Here is a 16,050-nt window from a genome sequence, read left to right as displayed (position 1 = left end):
GAAAAGGCGATTCAGGAACCGAATCCGAACTACGATCCCGAGTACCAAAAGGAGGCGGTCACCTGCGCAGTCTGTCACGTTCGTGACGGTGTCATCTACGGTCCCTTTGAAGATTCCGCTGCGCCGCATCCGACGGAGTTCGATCCGAATTTTCGCACCTCGCAACCCTGCTATCGCTGTCATAACGTGGTATCGGGCCCTGCTCAATTTTACAATGTCGGACCTTGCGGCACGTATGCGGAGTATGAGGGGAAGTTTTTCATGCAGGAGCGCGGCTTCATCTGCCAGAGTTGCCATATGCCTGAAGTCGACAGGCCCGTCGCGACAAACAGCCCGATCCGCCGTGGGCGACGCCACCTTTGGCGCGGGGGGCATGACCCGGACATGGTTAAACGGGCTGTAGCGGTGCAGGTCAAGGCGGATTCGACTTCCCCAAAACCCGGTGATCGGATTGGTTTCACATTGACATTGATCAATGCAGGGGCCGGCCACAAGGTTCCCACCGGCGATCCGGACCGGTTCTTTACAGTGGAATTTTTAGTCGAGGATCAGGAGGGGCATGTGTTGGAGAAACAGACATCCACGATGGGGCGCTGGATCATGTGGCAGCCGGCCATTGTAGAGTTGTATGATAACCGTCTGCTGCCGTTGGCAAGCCGGGAATATGAGTTTTCGTATCTGATTCCCGACAAGGCGGAGGGCTTGAAACTCAAGACGCTGGTGAAGTACCACATTCTGACGGACAAGCAGCATGAGATGCTGCAGACCAAGTATGGACTATCGGGCAATGATCCCTATCGATACAGCGTGTATGAAAAAGAGTTTCCTCTGTCCGACGAGCTGAAGACGGCCCTGGAAGAATCAAGCCCGCGGATGGCGGCATTTAACCGGCGGCCTGAGGAGAACAGTTGTCGAATGAAAGCAGAAGGCTGATCGTTGACAATCCAGATTGCGTCACAAGAGGAACAACATGGAACACCCGTTATTGATCGATTGCGAAACCCTGCAGGGCCGATTGGGCAAACCGGACACGGTTATCATCGATGTGCGCGGCAAGGCTGCCTATGAATTCGGCGGCCACATTCCCGGCGCGGTCCATACGACATGGCATGACTACAGTGACCCCAATGCAGTCGCCAAGGGGGTGATCGACCCAGACATGAAACGTATGGAGCAGAAGATCCGGGCGCTCGGGATCAATGACGACAGCCAGGTCGTGATCTATTCGAACCCGTTCGACAACTGGGGGGACGAAGGCCGGATGTTCTGGATGCTGGAGTATTTCGGGCACCGGAATCTTCGCATCCTCGACGGCGGCTGGGTGAAGTGGATTGATGAACGGCGGCCGTTTGAACACGGACGGGTGACGCCGAATCCTGGAACATTCAGGGCGAAGCCGGCATCCCGTGTCTTGACCACCAAGGAGGTTCTGAAGGCTCTTGTGAAGAAGCCTCATCCCGATACCGTTATCGTCGATGCGAGAAGTCTGGAAGAGTATCTGGGAAAGGAAGTTTCAGGTATTCCCCGTCCCGGACATATCCCTTCCGCCATCCATCTGGCATGGAACGGTTTTCTCAATAAGGATGCCACGGTCAAGGATCTTTCCACCATCCGGGCCAGTCTCGAAGAAAAGGGGTTGGAACCGGAGAAGGAAATTATTTGCTATTGTACCGGTGGAGTACGGTCGGCATGGCTGTACTTCGTCTTGAAACTCGCCGGCTACCAGAAGGTGAGTAATTACCCCGGTTCGTGGTGGGAATGGAGCAGGGACTTTGCCTGTCCCGTCGAGAAAGACTTCACAGGGCTACAAAAAGTTTTGGGTGTCGAAGCTCCCGCACGGCCTTCTTGACAGTAAAAAATCGGCTATGTAAGGTGGGCGTAACTTCGTGTGATTGAAAGAGATTTTAGCTGAGTTTCACGAACTAACCAATTAAAGGAGGCAACTATGACGAAGACCTTCCAACGCGGACTTTTGGCAGTAGCTGCGATGGCACTGCTTGGGATGCCGCTGGTCGCTCAGGCTGACAACAAACACGTGAGCGAAGCCATAGAGCATGCGAAGGAGGCCGTTGAACATGGGAAGAAAGGCCATGCAGATGCAGTGGTGAAGCATGCGGAAGGCGCGCTCAAGCACGCCGAGGCCGCAGGGATCAAGAACCCGCATCTGGATGAGGGGATCAAGCACCTGAAAGAGGCCATTGAGCATGGTAAAGCCGGACATGCCGACGTTGCGGCCGAACATGCAGAAGGTGCAGTCACTCATCTATCGGAGGTTAAGTAGGTTTTTCCCACAAGACAGGGCAAGGGGCGCGAGGTAACGAATGAGTGGCCCGCGCTTTCTTGCCCGTTTCCCCTAGCCCCGCGAATATCATTCTGGCCCGAATTCTTATGCGTGTAGGGTTCTACCAAAACAGTCCGACGTTTGGGCACGTTGCAGAAAATCTAGATCGGATTGAGTCCAAGATAAATGAGACTGAGGCCGATCTCCTCGTGTTGCCGGAACTCTGCGCCTCCGGTTACCAATTTGTGTCGCAGGACGAGGTGCAGGAGTTGGCAGAACCGGTTCCAGAAGGTCCAACTACCAAGCGGCTGCTCGATGTCGCCAAACAAAAGCAGATGGTTATCGTGGCCGGATTACCGGAGCAGTCTGGTTCGAACTTCTACAACTCAGCTGTTGCCGTCGGTCCTCAGGGTTTCATCGGGTGCTACAGGAAGACGCACTTGTTTTTCGAAGAGACGATTTTTTTTACTCCTGGTGATACAGGATTCCATGTGTGGGACATCGGCCCAGCGAATATCGGTGTTATGATTTGTTTCGATTGGTATTATCCGGAAGCTGCCCGCACGCTGGCGTTGAAGGGCGCGGACATCATTTGTCATCCCTCGAACTTGGTCCTGCCGAACTGTCCCGATTCCATGCCGGTCCGTTGCCTAGAGAATCGTGTCTTTGCCATCACATGTAACAGGACAGGAAGTGAACTGCGAGGGGGGAAGGATCGATTGACGTACATCGGGACTAGTGAAGTGGTTTCCCCTAGTGGGGTGATTTTGCATCGAGCACCACGGGATCAGGAAGAACTCTGCGTCGTGGAAATCGACCCAGCCGAAGCCCGCAACAAATCCGTGACCAGGTTTAACGATTTGCTTCGCGATCGTCGCGAATCGTTGTACCGCTAAGCCTTTCACCATTTTCGTCTTTTTCAGGCTGCTTGCGTGTCGTGCTCCGGCAAGATAGGATGAGTAATATGAACGTTCCCTTCAAAACCCCGTTAGGGAAAGGCATCTTCCTGGTTGCCGCTCCGAGCTTGCGCGATCCGAATTTCCGTCAGGCTGTTGTGTTGGTGTGTGAACATGGAACCGAGGGTGCGTTGGGGGTCGTTGTCAATCGTCCCACCGCTATGTCGGTTTCTGAAGCATTGCCGCAGGTTCCTGTTCTGGAGGGCCAGCGGCATGTGCTGTTTGCCGGAGGACCCGTGCAGCCAAATCAGGTGATGCTGCTGTACCGATTGGACCAACTGCCGGAAAATTCTCACCACGTCTTCGACGGTGTCTGTCTCGGCGGGGACATGGAATTGGTAGATAAGATCTTGACTACGGAACAGGGACATGAAGCATTTCGTGCCTATGTTGGATATTCCGGATGGGGGCCAGGACAGTTGGAGAACGAAATGAAAACTGGTTCATGGATCACCATGCCCGCTGACCCAGCCATCGTCTTTGAAAAGGATCCGGCCAAGGTCTGGTCCGATATCGTCAGTAAGTTGGGTGAGGAATACCGAGTGTATGCGGATATGCCGTTCGATCCTTCCTTAAACTAGCTCAGCCAGAGCCTCAGGCACGAGGCGAAAGGTTTTGTTCCCTCTGTCCTATTGCCGCAGACCTCGTATCCCTTGCCATCCTTTCCTATCGTTCGATTGCGGAGCTCTTGTACAGAATGATACCCTCGACCAGTGTCGACGCGATCAACCGGCTTGCCTTTCCGGTCCCTTCTCGTGAATCGTATCGCGGACGCCTGCGGGGCCGGTGGCCTTTCCGGCATTACAGTCAGCTGTACGGATAATAAGTCGGAATCCAAGCTCGAAAAACTCTCGCTGCTAATGATAAGGCAGATCGGTGACATGAATTTTAACGCCATTGCACATGAGCATCCTGGGTCTAGCACAGTTTTCCAACCACGGTAGAGGAGCGCATGAATCAATCAGGAACACCGAAACCCAGTGCGAAGGCATTGCTGAAAAAATTGCACGAGCGGCCGCAAATGCCATTGGCCGATTGGCTGCAAGCTCCAGCGCATGTCCATTACAAAGCTTTTCGCATGTCCGATCCACCGGAACAGCGGGAAGCGAGCCGTGAGGAATTCTTGTCCTGTCTCGCCGCATTCTCCATTTCCAGAGAAGAGACAGTGCTGCGTGAAACATTCGGCTACGGCATCAAGGAGGCGGCGAACGGGGAACGGCTGATCGTCATCTGGCAGTCGCACACAGAATATTACAATTATCAGATCTGGCATGTTCCTGTTTCAGGAACAACCCCTCTCGCGTTCGGGCCGGTGACCTTTCCCGGCTACAAGTTTCCTGTCGAACCCTTGGGAAATGAGGTTTGCCGGTTGGACATTCTGCTCTCGGCCAGCCTCCTTCCTGCTCGCGAACAGATACGAGGGCTGTTCCCTGGGCCGATTCTGTACGGGAGCAGGATTTTTGACGGAGACACAGCTCTCCTTACCAGCTTTACGCCCGACGAGCAGGGGCGGGAGCGCTACTGGGTCAGTGTCGGATCCCCCGTCACGCAGTCCTCTCGTCTAAAAGACATCGTAGATGCGATCGTGCGGATCGAAACGTATTACCACCTGTTGCTCATGCAAAAGCCTCTTTTTTCTGCTGCGATCGATCAAGTCTACAAGTTTGAGCAAGTGCATCTAAAGCAGCGGGAGATCATCTCTGGTCACATCGCGCACGCGGATTCGCAGACCTTGCAACGTTGGCTGAATACGTTGACACAGGACTTGCTCAAGACGAACCGGATGGCGGGAAAACTGCACTTTGAGCTTTCAGCTTCGCTGCCATACGACAAGATCGTGCACACGACATTGGCATCATTGACCGAGAAGCCGCTCGAATCTTATAGGCCAGTTTCAGACTATGTGCTCAGCGGCATCACTGGGGTTGCAGAGGGCTATCAGCAATTGCTTAAAAGAATCGATACGTTGCGAGGGGGATTTGAGGGGATTATTTCAATTATTCGGGCTCGTGTTGATCTGATCCTTGAAGGGCAAAATCTCACCCTCTTACAGAGCGTTGATAAAACGACGAAGAGCCAGGTGATTCTCCAGCATACGGTCGAAGGCTTGTCTGTGATCGTCATTGCCTACTATTTGGCCGGTCTGGCCGGTTATGTTTTCAAAGGACTCCACGAGGTCGGCTTTTTGCAAAATTTCAACATCGCTTCAGCGATTTTCGTGCCGATTGCCATCGGCCTCGCGTTTGTCATCACGACATTCAGCAAGAAGTATCTGCACAAGAAGTTGACCGGCAAGGATCAGGCAAAGATACCAAATGATCCCGAGGCGTGACGGGGCGAAGCGCGGTTGAAGAATCAAACGGCAAGAACGTGAGTCAGGAATCGTCCCGTTTGCGATCCCCCAATCTTCGCCACCTGCTCGGGGCGTCCTTCGGCTACAATTTGTCCGCCCGCCGAGCCCCCTTCGGGTCCTAAATCGATAATCCAATCAGCTGATTTAATGACATCTAGGTTGTGTTCCACGACGACGAGCGTATTCCCGGCGTTGACAAGCTTGTGGAGGATGGTGAGGAGCTTTTTTACGTCGTCCATGTGCAGACCAGTGGTCGGTTCGTCCATGATGTAGAGCATCCCGGGGGAGTGGCTTCGACCTTGCCGGTGCCCGTAACCGCTTGTCGTGAGTTCCGCCGCGATCTTCAGCCTCTGGGCTTCCCCGCCTGATAGTGTTGTGGCCGACTGACCTAAGCGCAAATAGCCGAGGCCTATTGACGATAGCAGATGCAGCCTTTCTTGCAGCTTTGGCGTTCCTGTGAAGAAGGACAGTCCTTCGTCAACGGTCATCCCAAGCACGTCCGAAATCGTCCTGCCGCGAAAGCGAATGTTCAAAACCGCCGGCTTGAAGCGTTTTCCTTCACAGACTTCGCAGGGCGCGTAGATATCCTCGAAGAAATACATCTCCAACTTTTCGACGCCGCTCCCTTCGCAGCGTTCGCATCGCCCTCCCGGCGCGTTGAACGAAAAATGTCCCGGCGAGAAGCCTTGCCGTAAGGCTTCTCGTTCCGAAGCAAAGAGCCTGCGGATTTCATCAAATGCTTTCAGATATGTGATAGGGTTCGAACGAGGTGTGCGACCAATCGGCTGCTGATCAATCAGTCTCACACCCTTAAGATGTTCGATGCCTTTGATCGCTTTGAACTTCCCCATCGGGAGAGACTCGACGCGGAAGGCCCGCGCTAACGCCCTGTACAACGTATCTTCAACGAGGGTACTCTTACCGGAACCGGAAACGCCGGTGATGCAGATCAACATGCCGAGGGGGAAGCGAACGACAAGGTCTTTCAAATTGTGTTCGCTGGCGCCGGCGATGACGAGGATCTTTCCATTGCCGGAACGACGCGACTTCGGAAGAGGGATCTGCTCTTCTCCTCTCAGATAGCGGCCGGTCAGGGGGCGGCGGTCGCGAACAAATTCCTCGGTAGGGGCAGCACAGACGATCTCGCCCCCTTTTTCTCCTGAATGCGGGCCGAGTTCGACAATGTAATCGGCCGCCTCGATCATCCGGCGGTCATGTTCAACGACGACCACGGTGTTGCCGACTGCTGCGAGGTCCTTTAGGATTCCGGCCAAAAGATCCGTATCGCGTGCGTGGAGGCCGATCGTCGGTTCGTCGAGGACGTACAGCGTACCGACCAGTCTGGCACCGAGTTGATTGGCGAGTGAGACGCGTTGCGCTTCTCCCCCGGAGAGGGTCTTGGTCTGTCTGGCAAGGGTGAGGTAGCCTAGCCCGACTCTGAGGAGAAAGCCGAGCTTGTCTCTCAGCTGCCGGAGTACATCGGAGGCAACGTGTTCGTCAAACCGACATAATCCAAGTGAGCCGAGCCATGTCAACACCCCGTCGATCGTCAGTTCTGTGACCTCGTGGATGTCCTTTCCACCGATCTTCACGAAGCGGGCGTCTGGTTTGAGCCGGCTCCCGTGGCAAGTCGGGCAATCGAACGGGGTGCGGTATCTGCTGAGCAGCACGCGCACGTGGAGTTTGTACCGCTTGCCTTCCAGGTATTCGAAGAAATCGTCGATGCCGTCGAACGACTTGTCTCCCTTCCACAGCAAGTCCTGAGTCTCCTTGGGGAGCTGTCGGTAGGGAATGGTGATGTCGATACCATGCCGCTTCATGGCGAGAAGCATCTGCTTCTGCCACCAATCGGTTCCCGGCTTGCTCCATGGTTCGATCGCCCCTTGCACGAGCGATTTGTTCTGGTCGGGAATGACGAGATCCGGGTCATATCGCAACACGTTCCCGAAACCTTTGCATTCGGGACAGGCACCGAGCGGATGGTTGAACGAAAACAGTATGGGACGAAGCGGCTCGAACCTTCTCCCGCAACTCTGGCAGAGAAAGCTGGTGCTGTAGGTTTGCGTTCCGTGTCCGATAACCTCCGCCGCGCATCGTCCTTCTCCCTCGCGGAAGGAGGTTTCAATGGCTTCTGTGAGACGGGAGCGATTGTCGTTCCTGAGCACAAGGCGGTCCAGCACCACATAGACCGTGGTTTGTCCGGTCAGGGAGCGGGGCGGCGTCTCGAGGAGATCGATGATTTCCTCGCCGGCTTTGATTCTAGTAAATCCTCTCGTGAGGAGTGATCGGATGAAAACCGCTTCCATTTTCACCGAGGGAGCGGCGAGTGGAAACATAACCATTGCCCGCGCTTCTGTAAATCGCTTCAAGAGGTCGTCAGCGACCGTATCGGGATGAAAGGCCCGGGCTTCTTCTCGACAGTCGGGGCAGGTCGGGTTGCCGATCTTGGCGAACAACAGACGGAGCAGGTCTGCGATCTCCGTTGTCGTGCCGACCGTTGAACGAGCTGTCCGGACCTGATTCTTTTGCTCGATGGCGATGGCGGGGCGGACGTTCAGGATGCGGTCGACATCCGGACGTGAGACTTTATCGAGAAACATGCGAGCATAGGTCGAGAGCGATTCCACGTAGCGCCACTGGCCTTCTGCGAAAAGTGTGTCAAACGCAAGCGAGGATTTTCCAGATCCTGACAATCCAGTGATTGCCGTGACCTTGTTGTGAGGAATGCGGAGCGAAATGTTCTTGAGGTTGTTCTGGCGTGCGCCCTCGACGATCAACTCGCTGTGACGCGATTCGCTATGAATTGTCTTGGACATGACGAATCACTCCATGTGGAGGACCGGCCATCGTAGCAAGGAGGGTGAGGCGGTTCAATGAGGAGATATGGCAGACTGGGTTCGGGCATAGTTTCGTTGAGAAATCCGGTTTGGCTTGGGGATTCCACCGACGGGTGAGAATATGGTGCCTTCAACTGGTGGAGGAAGAGTAATTCTTATGACACAATCATCACAATCGGCCGATTATCTGGATATCGGTCGCCAATTAGCCGGGTTGCTTGGCTTGAGCCTGGAAGGCCCATCCGGAATTGCCCTGAAAGAGTTGGCCCGGGCCTACGATCCTTCCGCAAACGAGGCCCGGATCAGTGCAGAAGTCTTCTTGTTCCACAAGTATCTCCTCGTCCAAACCTGCGTTGGTATGTTCCCCAAAGCTCAGGTAGAGCGTGTCATCGGTGGATTGTTTGCGGTGCTCAACGAGCGCGCCTCAGGGCTCGAAGTCAGTCAGGAAAGACAGGCCGCCATGGAGCAGATGTGGCAGATGCGGGCCAAACAATTCGATGGTCCCTTTACGGCCGATCGGGAGCATTTTCTCGATGAGGCGAGTGGCGGCGTGTATTGGAAACAATCGATTGTGCAGTTCTGCCAGAATGTGCGGGCCGTCGATAACCCACCAGACATTTGGGCCGGCGGCGAAGGTCCCTCCCACAAGGCCAGCTGGAGCGTGACAGATACCATCGATCGTCTCGTTTCTGAGATGAGCGAGATAAGCAAGCAACACTTCGGCCACGCAGCCTGAATTCTTCCTCGAAGAGCTTGCCGTGCAAACATGAGCGGACATCGCAGACACACGCACTCTGTTCAGACGTCGCTTCGTATCTGGTATAGCTTTGACACCGTATTCGACGAGAAGGGTAAGGCAGCCGAGATCGATTTCGCTGTGGAACGGAACTCCTTATTCGTGCGCTGCCCGCTGGGGGAGGGGATCAAGACGTGCGGGGCGTCAGCGGATGGCAAGCTTCACGAGGCCCACGCAGCCCATGTAGAGAGCCATGGAAAGGGCCATGGCCGGCCAGAAGCCGAAGCGTGGAACCCCCACAATCATGGCTGTCACGTAAACCAGCCAGGGCGGAACGAACCAGAGCAGATTTTTCGCGTAAGCGACGATCGGTTCGTTGCCGCCATTGAGATACAACAAGACAAATGTCGCACCGGTGATAGCAGGAAAAGTGCTTGCAAACGCCGCGAGGAATGAACGTCCTTGTGAACCGAGATAAGTGGAGAGGGTCACGATCGCCCCTCCCAACAGAAAATACACCGTGTATTTCACGAGATCGTTCACCGGCATCCCTCCTTACTCTCCTCGAAATGCATCCAGCGCTTCCTGCTCAAGTAGATCGCCCTGCCCCGTATACCGAGGCGAAAAGTGAAAGACAACAAGGTCTCTCACTTCAGCTTTTCTTGCCAGGTTTCCCGCCTGTCTTGCTGTCAGATGATAACGATCGCGCGCCTTCTCGGCATCGACCTCCAGATAGGGGGCTTCGCAATAGAACAGGTCGGCGCCTTTAGCCAGGGCGAGAATCTTGGCTTCGTTGTCTTCATCAAAACGGGTGTCGACCACATACACGATTTTCTGGCCCCGACTGATTGTGAGAAACCGTTCTTTGAACTCTCCCAGGACGAATTTCCGTTCATCTTTTCTGTGTTCGTCATAGAGGGTTGCTGTGAATAGGAAATCATCCGGCCTCCCTCCCCAGACATACTGCTTCACGTCCTTGAGCCAGGCTCCCACCGGCAGACCGGCCTCGTGCAGCCTCTGCTTGTTCACGTTGATGTGGAACTGTTCCTCCAGAGAGTAGGCGAAGGAGGGAATTCGGTGGTTCAACGCTACCGCCTTGACAGTGAACATCGGGTCCTCCAATACGGTGAAGATACCTGTAGCGGGCGCCCTGGAAAGTGAACGTGTCGGCTGGTCGGCGCGTTGAAATCCGCTTGTTGCCTGGAAGAGCGCCTGCCGAGTTTCTGAGGCGTGAAACTCCCAGACTTCGATGGTCAGGGGGTAGCCATCGACCAGATTCCAGGTATAGCCACGAAGTTTCCCTTGCACGTTATCGATCAGGCCCGGCGGTCCGTATAGGCGCAACGTCTTCCCGCGCCCGAGCGCCACGCGCGCAACCGCGTCGAATCCGATGAAGTGGTCCATGTGGGTGTGGGAAATAAAGATGTCGGTCGCCCGCAGCAGACGGGTCGGACCGAGCGTATCGTTGTGCCCGAGGTCGAACAGGAGGGCCCGTTTCGACCAGCGGATTTCCACATAAACACCCGGATCGCCGAAACAGTCGTTGACGAGATAACTGGAGAACGAAGGGTTCATCGTTCGGTCAGTCCATCAGCGCATAGCGGACCACACTATACATCATGATCACTTCGACTGCATGGGCGACGATTGTTGCGTAGAGATTACCTGTTCGAGTCACGATCACCCCCCAGACGAGTCCGTCCCAGATTGCAATCCAATGTAAGTGCTGGAAGGTCCGAGTCATAAACGGATCGAAGGCAAATACGAGCGAGCTGATCGCGACGGCGAGCGGGGAGAGACGGTGAAGGACTTCCGATTTCCAGAGAGAAGATTCGAGGATCGCCAGCCGTTGCAGAGTGAAACCGCGGAAATTGATTTCGACGAAACAGGCGATAATGATGATGAACCAGGGGACCATAATAAGGAGAGGCACCTTGGCATGTGGCGTTTCTTTCAGGAAGGAAATGTCGTAACCGAGTGAGGGGACGACCGATAGGATGGCGAATGTGTTGAGCGTACCGAGAATGAATCCAGTGAAGAGTCCAAGCCTGATTCCAGGGAGAAAATTTTCTCGCGACAAACCTAGTCGAGCGGAAATGGGCTGGTTATAGACTGCCCAAAGTGCCAAGGCGAAATAGCCCAAGATTTGGGGAGCGAATTGAACGAGCAGCTGGTCCTGCCAGTATTCAGGTAGGGCGTAGTAGTTGAGTGTGGCGGCGATGGGGAGCAGCGCCAGGGCTGCCCCCCGTTCCTTATCCTGAGTCGTCCTTGAAGGGGGAGCTGGCCCAGGCGACATGGGAAGCCGTTATTGCAACTGCAAGTTGTACCGGTCCAACGTAGTCGCTTTGTGCCGGGACAGGTTGGAAAGCGACTTGTTGTAGTCCACGATCGCGCGCAACTCGTTACCTTGAGCCGTGGCCAGGTCGCGTTGGAAGTCGAGCACGAATCGGGTCGTGCTCAATCCGACTTTGAGCCGTTCCTGTTCGGCCTGGAGCTGCTTCTCCGCCATGATGCGAGCGGACCTGGTCGTTTCGATCCGTTTGAAGTCCGTTTGAACGCGCCGAACCGCTTCTTTCACGCCGACGATGATCTGCTGGCGGACGTTTACTAAGGCGGCTTCTGCGTTCTTTCCTTCCAATTGGCGACGGTTGTAGGTGCTCCAGGCTGAACGGTTCCCCAAGGGATAGCTCAGGACCAAACCCGCTCCGTAATTGTAGAAATCACCGCTGAGATTGCGATTCAAGGAGTCGCCGTAGTCGTTCCCGAGGCCCGCCATCCCCATGCTGCCTTGGAAGGAGAGAGTCGGGAGGAGCTGATTCTTGGCGAACTTGGTGTTCAACTCGCTCGTTTCAATGTTTTTCTTGGCCTGTACGATTTCCGGCCGCTGCTCAATGGCAATATCGATCGTTTCTTGCAGGCTGATCGGTTCCAAGGCGACGACCGGTTTATCCGTAGGCGTCAGCCGCACGTCGAGACGAAGTTCCTCTTCGCCAGGATTTAAGAGGCGCCGCAGTTGATCTTCCTGATCGCGAATCGCTTTCTCTGCAACCAGAACCTGCTCGACTCGTGAGGCGACCGCCGCTTCAGCCTGAAGTACGTCGACGATCGACATGATGCCGGCCTTGGCCTTGGCCCTGTTGCTGGCCAGCAGTTCCTGCGCGGCTTTGTGGGCCGCTTCTGCGACCTTCAAGTTGTCCTTGGCGAACACGAGCTCCCAGTAGGTCTGCTCGACCGTGGCCAGAACGCTCAGCACACGGTCGCGAAAGATATGCTCCTCGACCATCGCGTTGTTCTGCGCAATTTTGATGAAGGTCTTGTTGACGTCGACGCCTGCATTGCGGAGCAGTGGTTGCGTCAGTGTCAGTGCAAGACCTCCCGTCCAGGAGGGATTGAACAGAAAGCCTGAAGCGACATCCTGATTCACGTTCATCCTGGCAGGGCTGTAATTGAGATCGACGTTTCCGCCTGTGATCAAATTTGTTGTGGCATCGAGCGTGACAGAATGGCTGCGTTGATCGAACGTGGTGATGTCGTTGAGCGCTCCGCCAGTGCCACCGAAGACCGGCCTGTTCAATGGGTTCACCGTGCGATTGTACTGTCCGTTCACGCTCAAGGTCGGATCGAACTTGGCTTGCTCGACAACGATATCTGTCAAGCGGCTCTCTTTCGTTTGTCTGCTGATTGAAATGTCGAGATTATTCTGCAGGGCTCGAAGCGCGGCTTCAGCGAGGGAGATCGTTTCCCGTCGTTCCTTTGATTGTGCGTTCAGGTCCTCGCCCGCGTCAGCGGCTCTTGCATCCAAGAGGCATCCGATTCCGGTGATGCAGAACAATCCAACCCAGACTGTTGCGGTCTTCCAATGGTTCATGTTGCCCCCCTTGATCGACAAGGAAACACACTCCGTACTATAATGAGTTTGTACGAGCCTGTCATGGACTTCTAGAGATGAGGAACTATCGAGTCGGTTTTGCCGGCGGTGTTCTGTTTGTTTGCAGCTTGACGTTCAACTCACCGTCATTCGGGCAGCAAACGATCACGAGTGTCCGTTCATTCGATGGGGGAGTGGCCCCTTTATTCAATCTGACCGGTCCGGCCAACCTTTACATCGACAGCCAGGGCACACAGGGATTCCTCGCTACGCCCGGTAGCAATTTCGAATCGTTCAGTTTTCGCAATCCCACCACCGGCCAGGCCTGGAGCGGCGCGGTTACGACTTTGGGACCGCAGCTCTCGATCGGCTTGATTCAGGGGGCGAACCAAGTCGGCTCTCCTCTCGTGCTCCCAGGTCCGCCGCGGCGGACGCCTCCGTTGTTGCCGATTCAGTCCACCCTTATTGACATCGACGACATTCCATAAATTCAGGCTAGAGGCAAGAAGCAAGAGGGTAGAGGCGCAAGGATAATAACCTTGGACCAATGAACCATCCGTTGCTTATTGCCTCTCGCGCGTAGCCTGTGTCACTGTTTATTGGCCAGTTGCCAGGCTGATGCTAAAACGTACTGGGCGACGGCCCGCAGAATTTCCGAGTCGATGGTCTCGACCGTATCGGTTGGTTGATGGAAGTGAGGATGTACACCGCCGCTGACCACTGTGATGGTGGGAATGCCAGCCTCTTTGAAGGGAACATGATCGCCCCCCGGAAAGTAACCGTACACATCGAGTTTGTCGGAAAGTCCTGCCAGTTGCCCGATTTCCTGCGCGACGATCTTCTCGAATCCGGTGACACCAACTGTCAGTCGGCCGTTTCCAACCCCCGCATGGTCCACATTGATCATGCCAATCGCATTGGAGAGGGGAGTAATCGGTTGCGTGACGTAGAGCCTGGAGCCCAAAAGCCCCTGTTCTTCTCCGCTAAAAGAAATAAAGATGACTGATCGTTTCGGTGCTATTGGGGCCAGAGCCAGCACGCGGGCGACTTCTAGCAGCACGGCTGTGCCGGAGGCGTTGTCGTCGGCTCCTGCGAAGAGGAGCCCCGCCTGTGAGCCGAAATGGTCACGATGAGCGCCGATGAGAACCGTTTCCTCGTTGCCAGGCGAAGAGCCCCTGATCATGGACAGGATGTTGAAGAGAGTTCCAGGCTCGACCAGGCTGGTCCATTGGAGGTGCGCGGTCGCGTTCGTCTCGACCGAATGAGATGAGCCTGTGCGATTAATCTCCTCTTGTAGGCTTCGGAGCTCTTGCCCTTTCCCATTATCGTTGGCCAGGATCGCTTCCGCCACGCTCGTACTGATCCATGCACCAGGTATTTGATGGTCCGTCGGCATGGTTGAATAAAATGCAATCGGGGATCCTGTCACTCCCCGTCGCTGTTCGTATGCGGTAAGGATCGGTCCGGTAGCGGTCACGTACGCTGCTGCGCCGTGTTTCTTGGCAATCCGTACTTTATCGGCATGGGACACTGATCCACGGTATTGTTCTGGCTTGCCGCGAAGGAAAAGAACGATCTTGTCCCGGACATCGATGCCGGCATAGTCGTCAGTGTTATGCGAGGGATCTGAAAGGCCATATCCAACGAACACGATTTCGGCTCGAACGTTGGCGGAGGGGGAATCGAGAACGGGGAGAAAATCAGTGCCTCGATGAAGTGGTTGGTGCCTGTCTGGTAGTAACAAGGTCAAGAACGCATCGCTGCCGATGATTGTTGTGGCAACGGCGGTAGACTGTTTCCACGCCTCCTGCGGGAACAAACTGGCTTGGTTTTGTTCCGAAGAGGCTACGGAGCGTTGGAATCGTAATTCGTCGAAGCGCTTGGCGACGAACGATGCGGACTCTTCGTCCTGGGGACTTCCTGTTTGGCGGCCTCGATATGTCGGGCTACTCAGGGCTCTAATATCAGCTAACATCCTGTCCGGTGAGATATATTCGCGCGCGGTTGTCAGCCAGTTTCCGTCCGAAACGGAGCCGTCGACCGACGAGTCGGCGGAAGCATTCGTAACGAGGCTGACGAAAAGGGAAGCAGAAAGTGCAATCGCGATCAAAAGTTTCATAACAGCGGGTGTTCTTTACAGCAGGTCACTATAGCATAAGCATAGGGTGCACTTTTTTTCGCCCGAGCCCCTCATGTTTTTCGATATGCCGTCCCGAGTGGTAGATTGCATGGACAAGGCTCTTCTCTTTTATCGATAAGGAGCTGTATTATTACGGCCTTGCAGGCGGACTGTCAGGTTGTGTCTTTCGGGGAGGGCGGCGTTTTTTTGGGAGCCTTGATGTAGGGAGGGAATGGTGGCGGCGGGTGATACTTCAAAAGGGATTTACGATCATCTTTACCGGCGGTTCTTCGAGAACCGCGAAACGCATAGGGGGTATGATTTTCAGCACGCCCCTGGAGGAAGTATACAGCCACCAGCCGTAACGTTTCGCGAAAAGCTGCGGTGGTGGACATTGGATCGCTGGCGCCGGAGAAAACAGATCTTGTCCGAACGCGATAGGCTCCAGAGAGAAATTCTTGATATCGGGAAACGTCCGGCTTGAAGATCACAATCAGCCCGGTAGGGAGTAGCGCAGGGGGTCGCCTTGTTCCCGACGTAGTTTTCGAGGGCTCTCGGTCAACAGTAATTCTGTGAATGCAAGACAGGTTGCTCAGCTCACTTACCAAAATATTCTATGAATTCCGGCATCTTACAGGTCATCAATTCTCTATTTTGCTTAGGAACTGCTCTCGTTATGTCTCAGCTAATTAAAGGATATAGTGTGGAGAGGTGGTCGTTCGAATCTAATGTTAGGCTTGCAATTGCTTTCTTCGTGCGGTAAAGTCCAGCCGTGTACCGCTGCGAAAGGCCTGGTGGTGGTGCAGCAGAGAGTGACAAGGCCTGATACTTGATGTTGTTTTGGTTCTGCCCGGGGAACTGATCGGAAGCCAGACCTGAGTCGCCACTGTGTTTGCGTCT

Annotated in this window: 14 protein-coding genes; 8 read left to right on the top strand and 6 right to left on the bottom strand. The window is 54.8% G+C overall.

Translation table 11 applies throughout. The features are described from left to right. From ACWVCN_RS05520 to ACWVCN_RS05495, 6 genes are all read left to right on the top strand, one after another. Positions 1-933: hypothetical protein (locus ACWVCN_RS05520; protein ID WP_455244532.1), on the top strand; the 933-nt coding region annotated here is incomplete at its 5' end. 37 nt (positions 934-970) lie between these two features. Beyond that, a complete protein-coding gene (locus ACWVCN_RS05515; RefSeq protein WP_455244531.1) occupies positions 971-1,849 on the top strand; it encodes a sulfurtransferase in 879 nt (292 codons plus the stop codon). A 96-nt stretch (positions 1,850-1,945) separates the two neighbouring features. Beyond that, a complete protein-coding gene (gene smbP / locus ACWVCN_RS05510; protein ID WP_455244530.1) occupies positions 1,946-2,281 on the top strand; it encodes a small metal-binding protein SmbP in 336 nt (111 codons plus the stop codon). A 107-nt stretch (positions 2,282-2,388) separates the two neighbouring features. Then, positions 2,389-3,177, top strand: coding sequence for a nitrilase-related carbon-nitrogen hydrolase (locus tag ACWVCN_RS05505; protein ID WP_455244529.1), 789 nt, complete (start codon positions 2,389-2,391; stop codon positions 3,175-3,177). Between the two features lie 68 nt (positions 3,178-3,245). Beyond that, on the top strand, positions 3,246-3,818 hold the full coding sequence (locus ACWVCN_RS05500; protein WP_455244528.1) for a YqgE/AlgH family protein: 573 nt from the start codon (positions 3,246-3,248) through the stop codon (positions 3,816-3,818). 371 nt (positions 3,819-4,189) lie between these two features. Then, positions 4,190-5,569 carry a DUF3422 family protein gene (locus tag ACWVCN_RS05495; protein WP_455244527.1) on the top strand — a complete coding sequence of 460 codons (1,380 nt, stop codon included), beginning with the start codon at positions 4,190-4,192 and terminating at the stop codon, positions 5,567-5,569. 23 nt (positions 5,570-5,592) lie between these two features. Here ACWVCN_RS05495 and uvrA read toward each other — a convergent pair whose 3' ends face one another. Further along, on the bottom strand, positions 5,593-8,406 hold the full coding sequence (gene uvrA, locus ACWVCN_RS05490) for an excinuclease ABC subunit UvrA (RefSeq protein ID WP_455244526.1): 2,814 nt from the start codon (positions 8,404-8,406) through the stop codon (positions 5,593-5,595). Positions 8,407-8,584: 178 nt separating this feature from the next. Between uvrA and ACWVCN_RS05485 the strand changes: the two genes are divergently transcribed. Continuing rightward, positions 8,585-9,163 carry a hypothetical protein gene (locus ACWVCN_RS05485; RefSeq protein ID WP_455244525.1) on the top strand — a complete coding sequence of 193 codons (579 nt, stop codon included), beginning with the start codon at positions 8,585-8,587 and terminating at the stop codon, positions 9,161-9,163. Positions 9,164-9,367: 204 nt separating this feature from the next. On the opposite strand, the gene ACWVCN_RS05480 is transcribed toward ACWVCN_RS05485, so the two are convergent. From ACWVCN_RS05480 to ACWVCN_RS05465, 4 genes are read right to left on the bottom strand one after another with little or no spacing between them, the layout of a single operon-like run. Then, on the bottom strand, positions 9,368-9,706 hold the full coding sequence (locus tag ACWVCN_RS05480) for a hypothetical protein (protein WP_455244524.1): 339 nt from the start codon (positions 9,704-9,706) through the stop codon (positions 9,368-9,370). Between the two features lie 12 nt (positions 9,707-9,718). After that, on the bottom strand, positions 9,719-10,738 hold the full coding sequence (locus ACWVCN_RS05475; protein WP_455244523.1) for a ribonuclease Z: 1,020 nt from the start codon (positions 10,736-10,738) through the stop codon (positions 9,719-9,721). A 7-nt stretch (positions 10,739-10,745) separates the two neighbouring features. Then, on the bottom strand, positions 10,746-11,459 hold the full coding sequence (locus tag ACWVCN_RS05470) for a CPBP family intramembrane glutamic endopeptidase (protein WP_455244521.1): 714 nt from the start codon (positions 11,457-11,459) through the stop codon (positions 10,746-10,748). Positions 11,460-11,468: 9 nt separating this feature from the next. Beyond that, positions 11,469-13,031 (bottom strand): TolC family protein, encoded by a 1,563-nt coding sequence (locus ACWVCN_RS05465; RefSeq protein WP_455244520.1) that lies wholly within the window; start codon positions 13,029-13,031, stop codon positions 11,469-11,471. 77 nt (positions 13,032-13,108) lie between these two features. Here ACWVCN_RS05465 and ACWVCN_RS05460 point away from each other — a divergent pair, with 77 nt between their 5' ends. Beyond that, positions 13,109-13,519: a hypothetical protein gene (locus ACWVCN_RS05460; protein WP_455244519.1), complete on the top strand. Its 411-nt coding sequence runs from the start codon at positions 13,109-13,111 to the stop codon at positions 13,517-13,519. Positions 13,520-13,620: 101 nt separating this feature from the next. On the opposite strand, the gene ACWVCN_RS05455 is transcribed toward ACWVCN_RS05460, so the two are convergent. Beyond that, positions 13,621-15,150, bottom strand: a complete 1,530-nt coding sequence (locus tag ACWVCN_RS05455; RefSeq protein ID WP_455244518.1) for a M28 family peptidase — start codon at positions 15,148-15,150, stop codon at positions 13,621-13,623. Between the last annotated feature and the right edge of the window lie 900 nt (positions 15,151-16,050).

Source organism: Petrachloros mirabilis, assembly GCF_975968855.1.
The sequence above is the reverse complement of the archived record's forward strand: the minus strand, read 5'-3'. Positions and strand labels throughout refer to the sequence as shown.

Excerpts from the sequence above, each read along its gene's own strand:
- ACWVCN_RS05515 (WP_455244531.1), top strand. The coding sequence starts at position 971 with ATGGAACACCCGTTATTGATCGATTGCGAAACCCTGCAGGGCCGATTG.
- ACWVCN_RS05460 (WP_455244519.1), top strand. The coding sequence starts at position 13,109 with ATGAGGAACTATCGAGTCGGTTTTGCCGGCGGTGTTCTGTTTGTTTGC.
- ACWVCN_RS05475 (WP_455244523.1), bottom strand. The coding sequence starts at position 10,738 with ATGAACCCTTCGTTCTCCAGTTATCTCGTCAACGACTGTTTCGGCGAT.
- ACWVCN_RS05505 (WP_455244529.1), top strand. The coding sequence starts at position 2,389 with ATGCGTGTAGGGTTCTACCAAAACAGTCCGACGTTTGGGCACGTTGCA.
- uvrA (WP_455244526.1), bottom strand. The coding sequence starts at position 8,406 with ATGTCCAAGACAATTCATAGCGAATCGCGTCACAGCGAGTTGATCGTC.
- ACWVCN_RS05470 (WP_455244521.1), bottom strand. The coding sequence starts at position 11,459 with ATGTCGCCTGGGCCAGCTCCCCCTTCAAGGACGACTCAGGATAAGGAA.
- ACWVCN_RS05500 (WP_455244528.1), top strand. The coding sequence starts at position 3,246 with ATGAACGTTCCCTTCAAAACCCCGTTAGGGAAAGGCATCTTCCTGGTT.
- ACWVCN_RS05495 (WP_455244527.1), top strand. The coding sequence starts at position 4,190 with ATGAATCAATCAGGAACACCGAAACCCAGTGCGAAGGCATTGCTGAAA.
- ACWVCN_RS05465 (WP_455244520.1), bottom strand. The coding sequence starts at position 13,031 with ATGAACCATTGGAAGACCGCAACAGTCTGGGTTGGATTGTTCTGCATC.
- smbP (WP_455244530.1), top strand. The coding sequence starts at position 1,946 with ATGACGAAGACCTTCCAACGCGGACTTTTGGCAGTAGCTGCGATGGCA.
- ACWVCN_RS05485 (WP_455244525.1), top strand. The coding sequence starts at position 8,585 with ATGACACAATCATCACAATCGGCCGATTATCTGGATATCGGTCGCCAA.
- ACWVCN_RS05455 (WP_455244518.1), bottom strand. The coding sequence starts at position 15,150 with ATGAAACTTTTGATCGCGATTGCACTTTCTGCTTCCCTTTTCGTCAGC.